Annotated in this window: 9 protein-coding genes; 4 read left to right on the top strand and 5 right to left on the bottom strand. The window is 53.2% G+C overall.

The window, feature by feature from the left end; translation table 11 throughout:
• Window positions 1-106: 106 nt before the first annotated feature.
• Window positions 107-2,584: a ribonucleoside-diphosphate reductase subunit alpha gene (locus ACAW74_RS09770; RefSeq protein ID WP_370698004.1), complete on the bottom strand. Its 2,478-nt coding sequence runs from the start codon at window positions 2,582-2,584 to the stop codon at window positions 107-109.
• A 508-nt stretch (window positions 2,585-3,092) separates the two neighbouring features.
• On the opposite strand from ACAW74_RS09770, the gene ACAW74_RS09765 reads away from it, so the two are divergent.
• Window positions 3,093-3,332, top strand: coding sequence for a type B 50S ribosomal protein L31 (locus tag ACAW74_RS09765; protein WP_015329603.1), 240 nt, complete (start codon window positions 3,093-3,095; stop codon window positions 3,330-3,332).
• Between the two features lie 88 nt (window positions 3,333-3,420).
• Here the strand turns inward: ACAW74_RS09765 and ACAW74_RS09760 are convergent, their stop codons facing one another.
• Window positions 3,421-4,233, bottom strand: coding sequence for a mechanosensitive ion channel family protein (locus ACAW74_RS09760; RefSeq protein ID WP_370698003.1), 813 nt, complete (start codon window positions 4,231-4,233; stop codon window positions 3,421-3,423).
• 184 nt (window positions 4,234-4,417) lie between these two features.
• Here ACAW74_RS09760 and ACAW74_RS09755 point away from each other — a divergent pair, with 184 nt between their 5' ends.
• Entirely contained in the window at window positions 4,418-5,188 is a 771-nt protein-coding gene (locus ACAW74_RS09755; RefSeq protein ID WP_370698002.1) for a carboxypeptidase-like regulatory domain-containing protein, read from the top strand.
• 109 nt (window positions 5,189-5,297) lie between these two features.
• On the opposite strand, the gene ACAW74_RS09750 is transcribed toward ACAW74_RS09755, so the two are convergent.
• Together ACAW74_RS09750 and ACAW74_RS09745 are read right to left on the bottom strand one after the other, a co-directional pair.
• Window positions 5,298-7,964: a valine--tRNA ligase gene (locus ACAW74_RS09750; RefSeq protein WP_370698032.1), complete on the bottom strand. Its 2,667-nt coding sequence runs from the start codon at window positions 7,962-7,964 to the stop codon at window positions 5,298-5,300.
• 172 nt (window positions 7,965-8,136) lie between these two features.
• Window positions 8,137-8,709, bottom strand: coding sequence for a YceI family protein (locus tag ACAW74_RS09745; RefSeq protein ID WP_370698001.1), 573 nt, complete (start codon window positions 8,707-8,709; stop codon window positions 8,137-8,139).
• Window positions 8,710-9,004: 295 nt separating this feature from the next.
• Between ACAW74_RS09745 and ACAW74_RS09740 the strand changes: the two genes are divergently transcribed.
• Together ACAW74_RS09740 and ACAW74_RS09735 are read left to right on the top strand one after the other, a co-directional pair.
• Window positions 9,005-9,574, top strand: a complete 570-nt coding sequence (locus tag ACAW74_RS09740) for a hypothetical protein (protein ID WP_370698000.1) — start codon at window positions 9,005-9,007, stop codon at window positions 9,572-9,574.
• Between the two features lie 44 nt (window positions 9,575-9,618).
• Complete coding sequence (locus tag ACAW74_RS09735; protein ID WP_370697999.1) at window positions 9,619-10,185, top strand: hypothetical protein; 567 nt, start codon at window positions 9,619-9,621, stop codon at window positions 10,183-10,185.
• A 55-nt stretch (window positions 10,186-10,240) separates the two neighbouring features.
• On the opposite strand, the gene uvrA is transcribed toward ACAW74_RS09735, so the two are convergent.
• Complete coding sequence (uvrA, locus tag ACAW74_RS09730; protein WP_370697998.1) at window positions 10,241-13,132, bottom strand: excinuclease ABC subunit UvrA; 2,892 nt, start codon at window positions 13,130-13,132, stop codon at window positions 10,241-10,243.
• Between the last annotated feature and the right edge of the window lie 50 nt (window positions 13,133-13,182).

Genomic DNA, 13,182 nt, shown 5'->3' with positions numbered 1-13,182 from the left:
TTGATGTAGTGGGCTATCTGCCGTTTGGTCTTGGTTGAATATTCACTTATCCTTCTAGCTACAAGAAGCATAGCTAGAAGGATAAGCACGTGTTAATGTTTACATATTAAGATCCGCACATTTCGCAGCCTTCTGGATCGTCTAGTGAGCACTGCATAGCGGCGTAGGCGAGTTCGGCTTCCGATACCTGCGGCGTCTGCGCTACTACCTGAGCGGCGTGTTCTTTGGCGTAGCCCACGTAGTCGAGCGGTTTCTCGATCGGCGCGGTTTCGGCCATCGCGGGTTCGAGTTGCGGCTCGGCCTGCGGCTGCACCACGGTGAACTTCACGGCGTCGGTAGCAGCCTTCGTGCGCAGGTAGTACATACCCGTTTTCAGGCCCGCTTTCCAGGCGTAGAAGTGCATCGACGTCAGCTTGCCGAAATTGGCATCCTGAATGTGGATGTTCAGCGACTGCGACTGGCAGATATAAGCGCCCCGGTCGGCGGCCATGTCGATAATGTGCTTCTGCTTGATCTCCCAAACCGTTTTGTAAAGATCTTTCAGGTGCTGCGGGATGTTCGGAATGTCCTGTACCGAGCCGTTGGCCAGGATCAGGTTATTCTTCATGGCCTCGTTCCAGAGACCCAGCTTGACCAGATCGCGCAGCAAGTGCTTGTTCACGACTACAAACTCGCCCGACAGTACGCGGCGGGTATAGATGTTGCTCGTGTACGGCTCGAAACACTCGTTGTTGCCCAGAATCTGGCTCGTCGAAGCCGTTGGCATGGGTGCCAGCAACAGCGAGTTACGCACGCCATGCTCTACCACTTGGGTACGTAGCGCGTTCCAGTCCCAGCGGCCCGATTTCGGCGTTACGCCCCACATGTCGAACTGGAATTCCCCGTTTGAGATGGGCGAGCCTTTCCAGGTCTCGTAGGGGCCGTCTTTCTTCGCCAGCTCCATTGAAGCCGTCATGGCACCGAAATAAATCGTTTCGAAGATGTCTTCGTTGAGGCGGCGGGCTTCGTCGCTTTCAAACGGCATCCGCAGCATGATGAAGGCATCGGCCAACCCCTGCACACCCAGTCCGATAGGCCGGTGGCGCATGTTGCTGCGACGGGCCTCTTCAACGGGGTAGTAGTTCAGGTCGATGATCTTGTTCAGGTTGCGCGTGGCAATCTGAGTGACCTCCATCAGTTTCTGGTGATCGAAGCGCAACACGCCATCGGTCCCTTTCGTGATGAACTTCGGCAGGGCAATGCTGGCCAGGTTACACACCGCCACTTCGTCGGGCGAGGTGTATTCCATGATCTCCGTGCAGAGGTTGCTCGACTTGATAGTGCCGAGGTTCTTCTGGTTCGATTTCCGGTTAGCCGCATCTTTATAGAGCATGTAGGGCGTGCCGGTCTCGGTCTGGGCTTCCAGAATCTCGAACCACAGTTCCTGCGCTTTCACCGTGCGGCGGGCGCGGCCTTCGCGTTCGTAGCGCGTATATAGCTCTTCAAACTCATCGCCGTAGGCATCGCTCAGGCCGGGGCACTCGTGCGGGCAGAACAGCGACCAGACATCGTTGTCTTCCACGCGCTTCATGAACAGGTCGGGCGTCCAGATGGCGTAGAACAGGTCACGGGCGCGGAGTTCTTCCTTGCCGTGGTTCTTTTTCAGTTGCAGGAAATCGAAAATGTCGGCATGCCAGGGCTCCAGATAAACGGCAAACGAGCCTTTGCGCTTCCCACCACCCTGATCAACGTACCTGGCGGTGTCGTTGAATACGCGCAGCATGGGCACAATCCCGTTTGAAGTACCATTGGTGCCTTTGATATACGTACCTGTGGCCCGTACGTTGTGGATGCTCAGGCCAATACCACCCGCCGACTGCGAGATTTTAGCCGTCTGCTTCAGCGTGTCGTAAATCCCCTCGATACTGTCGTCTTTCATCGTCAGCAGGAAGCAGCTCGACATCTGTGGTTTCGGCGTACCGGCGTTAAACAGCGTCGGCGTAGCGTGGGTAAACCACTTTTCGCTAAGCAGGTTGTAGGTTTCGATGGCCGCGTCGATATCGTCCATGTGAATGCCCACCGCCACGCGCATCAGCATGTGCTGAGGCCGCTCGGCAATGCGGCCCTCCATTTTCAGGAGGTACGACTTTTCGAGCGTTTTGTAGCCGAAATAGTCATAGCCGTAATCGCGGTCGTAAATGATAGTCGAGTCGAGAACGGCGGCGTTGTTACGAATAACGTCATACACCTCTTTCGAAATCAGCGACGCATTTTCGCCCGTTTTGGGGTCGATATACGTGTAGAGCCGCTTGATGGTGCCCGAAAACGATTTGTTGGTTTCCTTATGCAGGTTAGAAATGGCCACCCGCGCTGCCAGAATCGCGTAGTCGGGGTGCTTGGTGGTCATCGACGCGGCTGTCTCAGCGGCGAGGTTGTCCAATTCGGTTGTCTTTACGCCATCATATAGGCCATTGACAACCTTCATGGCTACTTCAACGGGCTGTACGTAGGCCGGGTCGAGGCCATAGCACAGCTTTTCGATGCGAGCGGTAATCTTATCAAATTTGACCGATTCCCGGCGGCCATCTCGTTTGATTACATACATGGGATTGTAGGTGTTAGAAAGATAGTAACGTGTTGAAAATAAAGCGGATATATGTTGACTGTGTGATTAGAATCCGTGTTAAGCTAGTGTTAAAGGTAGCCGAAAAGCGGCCAGAAACGGCAGTGTATCAACAACTCCTTGGAAAAATTAAACTCGATTTTATCCGTGGTTTTATGCTTCTGAACTGAGGGTTAGCGACTTATAAAAGCCTATCGGGTGTTGGTTATAAAAAAGGTGCTATTGAGTCTAACCCGGCAGCAATCCGTACATGGTCATCTGTATAAATGGGTATATAAAGGGTGGACCAAGGTCACAAAGAACGTTTTCAAAATAGCGCTTCCGAAACCGTAAATGCCAGAGACTGACGGCTTTTTGTGATCCTTTTGTTAGGTAATGGTTAAATGATGGAACGAGGCCGGAAAACGCTTGTGTATCAGGCAAAAAGCCCGTACTTTTGCAATCCTTTTCGGACGGAAACCGAATTTGGCAGATAATCAAGACATTCATTATGAAAAAGGGCATTCATCCCGATTACCGTGAGGTTGTGTTTCACGATCTGACAAGCGATTACAAATTCGTGACCCGCTCGACGGTACAAACGAAAGACACGATGGAGTTTGAAGGCAAAACCTACCCCCTCGTGAAAATTGAAGTAAGCTCGCAATCGCACCCCTTCTACACGGGTAAGAACGTGCTGCTCGATACGACCGGTCGTGTCGACAAATTCCGCAAGCGCTACGGCAAATAAGCCAGCAACTGCGCTTCGGATTGCCAATAAAAAGCCTCGGCTTAACCTGTCAAATGGGTTGAGCCGAGGCCTTTTTGTTGGCTTTGATTTAAGCCTGCTGAATTAGAATCGCGTTTTTCTGGCCCGAAATACCATCGGTTCTAAACTGACTCGCTACGTTTTCCTGCATGTAATAGTAGGTATCCCAATACGTATCGGGCTTAGTCCAGACGCGTACATCATACACCACTCCATTGTTGTTCAGGTGATTAACCAGTATGTCGTGGGCCTGATCAGGAAGTGCCGAGGGGCAGGTGTCGATGACTTTCTTGATCGACGCTCGGGTAGCGGCCAGGTCATTCTGATTGCTAACCGCAAAGGTCATATCAACCCGGATGAGGTTGCGGCCTGATACGTTGGTGATTGGTGCCGTCGATAAAGGCCCATTAGGCAGAATGATGGTTTTGTTATCCGGCGTAACCAGAATGGTATTGAAGATCTGAATGGCGTCGACGGTGCCCGTAAAGCCCTGCGCGCTGATCAGATCGCCCACCCGGAATGGCTTGAAAATCAGGATCAACACGCCACCCGCGAAGTTGGATAAACTCCCCTGCAAAGCCAACCCGACGGCCAGCCCGGCCGCGCCAATGATGGCGACAAACGAGGTGGTCTCGATGCCCAGTGTACTGGCTACGCTCAGTAGCAGCAACACACGCAGCAAGCCACTAAACAGCGATAATAAAAACGGCTGCACATCGCGGTCTACGTGCCGGTTGTTCATCACCCTCGACAATAGCTTAACCAATTGACCGATGGCCCACAGGCCAATGATCAGGATGAGAATGACCAGCAGGAGTTTGGTGCCGTAGAGGGTCAGCAGCGCCAGGAACTGATCCGATAATTTGGCAAAATTCAAGTTCATACGTGTGTAGTAGAATGGTGGTCCGTGCCTATGACTTGATTCGCTTACCAAAGTAACGGTATACCGTTACGCTGATTTGGTTGCGATAATAAGCAGCTGGTCAGGTACGTCGATAAGGAACTTGGTTGGCAGATAGGTAGAACAGATTTTAAAAATTGTGTACATTGGTCCAAATCGATCGATTATGGCATCTGCCGCCCAAATAGCCATTCCCGCACCCTGTGTTGAGTCGTGGTCGACTATGACCGCCGTGGCAGGTGGTCGTCATTGTGCTATGTGTCAGAAAACCGTGCAGGATTTCTCGGCATACACAGATCGTGAATTAGCCGATTGGCTGATGCGACACGACGGCAAGGCGACCTGTGGGCGCTTTCGCGTCGATCAGTTGGAGCGCCCAATCGGTCAGGTACGTTCGGTGCCGCGTGGAATAGGTGGCTGGGTACGTTGGGCGGTAGCATTGGTGCTTGGCTGGCAAACGGCAAACGGACAAAGCACGCCATCAGGGCAGCGCGCAAACCCGGCGCTGCCGCCGTTGGTAGCCTCATCGCTGCGCCACTTGCCTCTACAGCCAACGACACCCAAACCGACATCCGCCAGACCCGCCCTCTTTTACATCACAGGCCGCGTCACAGATAGCCTGGGCGTACCCCTTCCGGGTTTACATGTGACTTATCAATCTGTATACCGCGGATGCGAGACCAATACTGAAGGCTATTTTCAGTTGGCCGTTGATGAGACCGATCAAAAGGCCAAATTCCGCACGCTGACCTTTTCATACGTAGGTTTCCTAACTCAATCGATTACCATTTCAACGCAGCAGGCGCAACCGCCGATTCACGTTGTGATGAAAGAAAGCCAGCTGACATTACTTGGTGAAGTCGTTATCGCACCGGCGCCTCGCTCCAGTAATCAATTTAAGCAAACGTGGGATGCAGTGAAACGACTGGTTCGATAAATGGCAAACGCCCGGCTATCCGCAGATAACCGGGCGTTTGTGATTGACTGGATACGTTGCTGACGCCCGCGTAGGGCACCCACGTGGGATGCCCCTACAAGACCGGCGCCTATCCTTTCAGTTGCCGCAACGTTTCCTGTAATGCCGCAATTTTGGCTTCGGCATCGGCGGCTTTCTGCCGTTCACGCTCGACTACGTCGGGTTTGGCGTTGGCTACGAAACGTTCGTTGCTCAGCTTTTTCATCACCGAATCGCGGAAGCCGATGTTGTAGGCCAAATCACGTTCGGCGTTGGCAATTTCCTGCTCCACGTCTATTTCGCCGGCGAGGTCTATAAAGAACTCGTCGCCTTTAATCAGGAACGACGTGGCGTTTTCCGGTTTCTCCGATACGTAACTGATCGTGGGTACGTTGGCCATCTTCGTGATCAGGCCTTCCAACGGGGCAAAGCGGCTGGGTACGTCGGTTCGAATCGAAAGCGGCAGTTCGGTCTTAGGCGCAATCTGCTTGGCGTTGCGGATGTTACGAATGCTGCTGATGATCTCGAACAACAACTCGAAATCGGCGAGCACGGCGGCATCGGCAGGTTGGGCCGGCGGGAACGGCGCGACGCACAGACTCTCACCCGGTTGCCGCGGCGCGATATCCTGCCAGATTTCTTCCGTAATAAACGGCATAAACGGATGCGCCAGCGCCATCAGTCGTTCGAAGAAATTGATCGTAGACAGGTACGTAGCCTCATCGATGATGCCGCTGAAATTACCGTCGGCGTCTTTTTCGGTATACTGCGATGGCTTGATCAGCTCCAGGTACTGCGAGCAGAAATCATCCCAAATGAGTTTGTAAACGCTTTGCAGCGCATCCGAGATGCGGAATTTGCTTAGGTGGTTTTCAATTTCAGAGATCGTCGCGTTCAGTTTAGCCTCGAACCACCTTACGGCCAGTTGCGACGAATCGGTGTTGCGTTCATCGGTTCGCGTTTTCACCGTCCAGCCCTTTACCAACCGGAAGGCATTCCAGATTTTGTTGCAGAAGTTACGGCCCTGTTCGCACAATTTTTCGTCGAATAGCAAATCGTTGCCCGCGGCCGAACTGAACAGCATGCCCGTACGGACGCCATCGGCCCCGTATTGGTCGATCAGCACCAGCGGGTCGGGTGAGTTGCCGAGCTGCTTCGACATCTTCCGGCCCTGCTTATCGCGCACCATGCCCGTGAAGTACACATTGCGGAACGGCCGTTCGCCCCGGAACTCAAAGCCCGCCATCGCCATCCGCGCTACCCAGAAGAAGATGATGTCGAAGCCCGTAACGAGGTCGTTGGTCGGGTAGTAATAGTTGATATCGGCGTTGTCGGGGTTGCGGATGCCATCGAACACCGAAATCGGCCACAGCCACGACGAGAACCACGTATCCAGTACGTCGTCGTCTTGCGTGAGGTCGGCTTCGGTCATGGCGAACAGCAGTTTTTCGTGCTGCACCTTCCGCAGGGCTTCCCGCTTGTTTTTGGCCACGATGATGGTCCCGTCCTGCATGTAGAAGGCCGGAATACGCTGCCCCCACCACAGTTGGCGGCTGATACACCAGTCGTGCGGATTCTCCATCCACGACCGGTACATGTTCTTGAACTTGGGCGGCACCAGGTTGATCACGTCGTCCATGACGGCCTGCAAGGCGGGCTTCGAAATCTGGTCCATCTTCAGGAACCACTGCAACGACAGCTTCGGCTCGATCACGGCACCCGTCCGCTCCGACGTACCCACGTTCGATTTGTACTCCTCAACTTTTACCAGATTGCCCGACTCTTCCAGCATCGTTAAGATCGCCTTCCGGGCGGCAAACCGGTCCATCCCGATCAGGATCTGGGCTTTCTCGTTCAGCGTGCCATCGTCGTTCAGGATGTCGATAACCGGCAGGTTGTGCTTCACGCCCAGTTCGTAGTCGTTGAGATCGTGAGCCGGCGTTACCTTCAGGCAACCCGTCCCGAACTCAATCGTTACGTACTCGTCGGTAATGATCGGAATACTTCGGTTGATGAGGGGGATGATGGCCCGTTTGCCGTGTAGGTGTTTGTAACGCTCATCGTTGGGATTCACGGCGATGGCGGCATCGGCCATGATGGTTTCGGCCCGCACCGTAGCGATGGTCACAAACTCCCCTGCTTCGCCCTCAATCGAATACTGAATGTAGGTCAGCTTTTGCTGTACCTCTTTTACAATAACCTCTTCGTCGGATACGGCGGTGCGGCCCTGCGGGTCCCAGTTGACCATGCGCACTCCGCGGTAGATTTGCCCCTTATTGTAAAGATCAACGAATACGTCGATAACCGACTCATAGAGCGCCGGTTCGAGGGTAAAGCGCGTGCGGTCCCAGTCGCAGGAAGCACCCAGTTTACGCAGTTGTTGCAGAATAATGCCGCCATATTGGTTCGTCCAATCCCAGGCGTGTTCCAGAAATTGCTCGCGGGTGAGATCGGTCTTGCTGATGCCCTGCTCTTTCAACCGGGCCACGACTTTCGCCTCCGTAGCAATGCTGGCGTGGTCGGTGCCGGGCACCCAACAGGCGTTTTTGCCCTGCATGCGGGCGTGCCGGATCAGCACATCCTGAATGGTGTTGTTGAGCATGTGGCCCATGTGCAGCACGCCCGTTACGTTGGGCGGCGGAATCACGATGGTGTAGGGTTCGCGCTCGTCGGGTGTGGAAGAAAACAGCTTATTGTCAAGCCAATACTGATACCACTTGGCTTCAATATCGGTAGGCGAATACATCTTGGCGATCATGCGGTCGGCGGTGGCTAGCACCGGATTAAGGCCGCAAAAATACGAGTTTTTACCGCCGCAGTGGTACATCCGGTCGCCGCGGAACGTAGTGCGGATGTTAATTGCCTGAAAAAAGTAATCGCCAACGTACCCAGGTACGTTGGCGATTGTATTGGCAGTTGCCGGGATGAACTTACTTCTTGGTAAACTCGCCGTTCAACTTGAGCTCAACTTCTTCGCTTACCGTAGCGCCGCCCGACGAGCCAACACCAAAGTCGGTCCGCTTGATGGTGCCGGTCGCTTTCAGGCCAACCTTTTCCTGCTTGCCGTTGCGGCCTTCCATCGTCACGGGGCCCGTCAGTACGGCGTCAAGGACAACGGGCTTCGTAACGCCGTGCATCGTGAGGTCACCGGCAAGTTTGTAATTCTTGCCGCTTACTTTCTTAAACGACGTGCTCTTAAACGTCAGCGTGGGGAACTTAGCCGTGTCGAACCAATCGGGCGTTTTCAGGTGACCATCGCGACGCTCGTTGTCAGTGTCGACTGAGTTTACATCAGCCGTCAGGTCAAATACGGCATCAGAAAGGTCAGGCTTCGAGGCCGTCAGGTTGGCGTCGAACGTCTTGAAATTGCCATCGACTTCCGAGAGTAACAAGTGAGTCACGGTAAAGCCAACGCGCGAGTGGGCTTTGTCGAGCCCCCAGCTTTGCGCATAGGCAGCCGAGAGCGAAAGCAGAAGAGCAATGGGGGTTACGAGTAATTTCATGAGTGTACTAGAGGATTTTAAGTATGCTTCAAATTAAGTAAGTAGTATTTACATAGAAAACTATGTGTCGATACATACAAGCCATGTGCCGACGAATGGAAAATAGTAGTAATGTCAACAGAAGACAAATCACGGCTAATATTATCGCTAGTGCCCCAAGGTTGATAATGTATACAACACAAATGAAAAACTAGCTTTATAGGCTTACTCGCTCTTGGATAAATATTGAAATAGGCAAATAAACCGCTATCCTTGGCTACTTGCTGACTGACAGAGAAGCGAAACCACCGTAAGTATGGAACAAAACCGCTATTGGCGAGATAAAGTCTTTGTGCTCGTTTATAGTCTGTCGTTAACGGCCTACGGTCAGGCACAACAACCGATTGGCATATCATTCACCTACATCGATCCTAAGTATAACAAACCTGTTTATGCCACCAATTATTTATGGGAGCGGTATACGGATGTTGCTAAACAGGTGGGCGACTACAGTCATTTTAATTGCCTCCGAACGTCGGGACAGATCCGTTTTCGAGTGGTAAAAACGGGTGTCATCGATCAGATCAAGGTGGCGGGCGATGGCTTTCCTGATTACTTGCCGGGAATGTTCCATGATAGGCTGGAAGCGAGCAAGCCCTATTGGGTATGTGCCGACTGTGAAACGAAGGGGCCGGTATCAATCACAGTTCCTGTTTTTATTCAGTTTGAAGTCGGCTGTCGGGGAAAACAGGATTCGGTATATATAAATAACCTGCTGGGTACGTTGCTGCGGTTTCCGTCGGCTAATCTGCTTCCAATCTTGGGCATTCAAACGGGCGAACGGAGCTCAATGCTCTACCCAATTCTATTGGAGAGCGTACGCTAATAAACTATATCCTAATGATTAATAGACGAATACGGTGTCTTTACTTGCTGATTGGACTATCGGTTTTGACTGGCTCATTGGTTTATAGCCAGTCTAAAACGCATCCAGAAAGAGCAACAATTCAGCTCACCTTTTCGGCGATGCATCCCCGCGCCAACGTACCTTTTGCGCCCGCTGATTTTCTACACCGTGGGATTCTGGACGCGTGTCGAAGTGCTTATCAGGAATTGCCTAGATGCTTTTATGGCTTCGACTGGATTCATTTTCGGCTCACTGCGCCCAATAAAATCGACAGTATTCGAATCACCGGTGATTACTTGCCCGAATGGCTGACCGATTTCTATGAGTCTAAAATACTGGCTAGCCAACCGTTTTGGCACTACGCCGACAAGGGAAACAACGGCCCGATTGTTATTGCAATACCAGTTGATTTTGCTCTAGAAAGCGGATGTGCTGGAAATCGGCCGCTGAAAGGAAAATACGATCTCGAATCAGCAGCCATTGATAGCTTGTTTGCGGACAAAGCGCGGTTCTTGCCCACGCTACGAGCGGTGCAACGGGGAAAAAGGCAGGTGTTGCTCTGGCCTGCCTTTTTGCACTCAATGCGCTAATTATGCCAACAGATAGACCGGGTTACTCTATAGCGATGGAGTAACCCGGCTTATTTTACGCCTCGGCTAGTTCCATTGCCAGAAACTTGCCGGTATAACTACCTGCCACCTTGGCCACTTTTTCGGGTGTGCCTTCGGCGATGATCTGCCCGCCTTTACTGCCGCCTTCGGGGCCGAGGTCGATTACGTAGTCAGAAACCTTGATCACGTCGAGGTTGTGTTCAATCACCAGTACCGTATTGCCCTTGTCGGCCAGCTTGTTAAGCACATCGAGCAGGTGCGCAATATCCTGAAAGTGCAGGCCCGTCGTGGGTTCGTCAAGAATATACAGCGTCTTGCCCGTGTCTTTCTTCGACAGTTCCTCCGCCAGTTTCACGCGCTGTGCTTCGCCGCCGCTCAAGGTCGTGGCGTGTTGGCCCAGCGTGATGTAGCCTAGCCCGACGTCGCTGAGGGTCTGCACCTTACGCAGAATTTTGGGCTGGCTCTGAAAGAAATCAAGCGCCTGCTCTACGGTCATGTCGAGCACGTCGGCGATGGATTTGCCTTTGAAACGTACCTCCAGCGTTTCGCGGTTGAAGCGTTTGCCTTTGCAGACTTCGCAGGGTACGTGCACGTCGGGCAGAAACTCCATCTCGATTTTTTTCATCCCGGCGCCTTCGCATTCTTCACACCGACCGCCTTTCACGTTGAACGAGAAACGGCCTGGTTTATAGCCCCGAATTTTGGCTTCGGGCAGCTCGGCAAACAGGGTACGTATCTCCGAGAACATGCCCGTATACGTAGCCGGGTTCGAGCGCGGGGTACGTCCAATCGGCGACTGATCGACCTCGATGACTTTGTCGATGAACTCAAGCCCCTCGACATTCTTGAAGGCTAATGGCTCGCGTTTCGACTTGTAAAAATGATGGTTCAGAATCGGGAAGAGCGTCTCGTGGATCAGCGACGATTTGCCACTACCTGATACGCCCGTGATGCTAACCATGCGGCCCAAGGGTAATTTGAGCGTTACGTTTTTGAGGTTGTGGCCCGTCGCGCCTTTGATCTGCAAAAACTTCCCGCTGCCTTTGCGGCGTTCGCCAGGTACGTCGATCGCCGTGCGGCCGCTGAGGTAATTGGCTGTGGTACCGCCTTTCTGAATAAACTCACTCGGCGTTCCATAACTGACCACCTGCCCGCCATGCCGACCCGCCCCCGGCCCAATGTCGAGGATATAGTCCGACTCGAGCATCATGTCTTTGTCGTGCTCGACAACCAGCACTGTGTTGCCTAGGTCGCGCAGATTTTTCAGTGACTCAATCAGTTTCACATTGTCGCGCTGGTGCAGACCGATACTCGGTTCGTCCATAATATACAGAACTCCAACGAGTTGCGTGCCGATTTGCGTGGCAAGCCGGATGCGCTGCGCCTCGCCGCCCGACAGCGTTTTCAACGAACGGTCGAGCGTGAGGTAGTCCAGCCCAATGTCGACCAGAAAGCCGATACGCTTCCTGATTTCCTTCAGAATCTCCTTGGCAATGACGTTCTGTCGCTCCGACAGGCGATTCTCAATGTCTACGAACCAAGCCGCCAGTACGGCAATGTCCATGCTCGCCAGTTCGGAAATATTCTTATCAGCAATGCGGAAATAGAGCGACTCTTTTTTCAGGCGGGCGCCGTTACAGTCGGGACAGGTGTTGATCACCAGAAAGTCGCGCAGCCACTCCTGTATTTTCTCCGAACCCGTTTCCTGCTGCTTTTTCAGGAAGTTGATAATGCCCTCAAACTTGGTGGTGTAGTACGTCTCGCCGGGGTATTTCTTCGACGGAATCGGCGTCTCTTCTTCAGAGCCGTGCAACAGTACGTGTAACAGTTCGGGCGGGTATTTGCTGACCGGCGTGGTCAGGCTCAGCTTGTGTTTTTTGAGGATGACCTCGACTTCCTTGAAAAACCATAGCTCGCGGTATTCGCCCAGTGGCGCAATAGCCCCCCGGCTCACGCTCAGCGATTTATCGGGAATGACAGACTCTTCGGTGATCTCCTCCACCACGCCTAAGCCCTGGCAAGTGGGACACCAGCCGTAAGGTGAATTGAACGAAAAGGAGTTGGGCGAGGGTTCGTCATAGCTAATGCCCGACTCGGGGTCCATCAGGTTCTGCGAGAAATAGTGCAGCTTATTGTCCTGATCGAGTACCTGAATAGCGCCCTTGCCCTGCTTCAATGCCGTTTGTACCGATTGGCTCAACCGGAAGCGATCGTCGGCACTAGGCACCAGCCGGTCGATCACGATCTCGATGTCGTGCACCTTATACCGGTCGACCTGCATCTTCGGGACAATATCCTGCACGGTGCCATCGACCCGCACTTTGGTGTAGCCCATCTTGGCAATCTGCACGAACAGTTCGCGGTAGTGCCCTTTCCGACCCCGCACGACTGGTGCCAGTAGCACGGTTTTGCGTCCGGCGTTCTGGTCCAGCAGCGCGTCCACAATCTGATCCTGCGATTGACGGGTCATTTTGCGGCCGGTTGCATACGAAAAAGCTTCGCCCGCCCGGGCATAGAGCAGGCGTAGAAAATCGAAAATCTCGGTCGTCGTACCGACGGTTGAGCGGGGGTTTTTCGAGGTTGTTTTCTGTTCGATGGAAATCACCGGACTCAGCCCGTTGATTTTATCCACGTCGGGCCGCTCCATATCGCCCAGAAACGAGCGGGCGTAGGCCGAGAAACTTTCCATGTACCGCCGTTGCCCCTCAGCATAAATCGTGTCGAACGCCAACGACGATTTTCCCGATCCGCTGATACCCGTAACGACCACCAGTTTGTTACGGGGAATCGATACGTCGATGTTTTTCAGGTTATGTTCGCGGGCACCCAGCACGTCGATTTGCTCGTAGCCCGTGAGTTGCACGTCGGTAAGCGATGAACCTACGGTAACCGGCTCAGTATGTGTTGTTTGTTGTTCCTGTATCACTTTTTGACGTGGGTTCAACGCTCAATGCCCAGAGTTCAACGTTGCGCTGT

The organism is Fibrella musci (assembly GCF_041321105.1).
GTDB classification, from domain to species: domain Bacteria; phylum Bacteroidota; class Bacteroidia; order Cytophagales; family Spirosomataceae; genus Fibrella; species Fibrella musci.
This window is presented reverse-complemented; position numbering and strand designations above follow the sequence as displayed.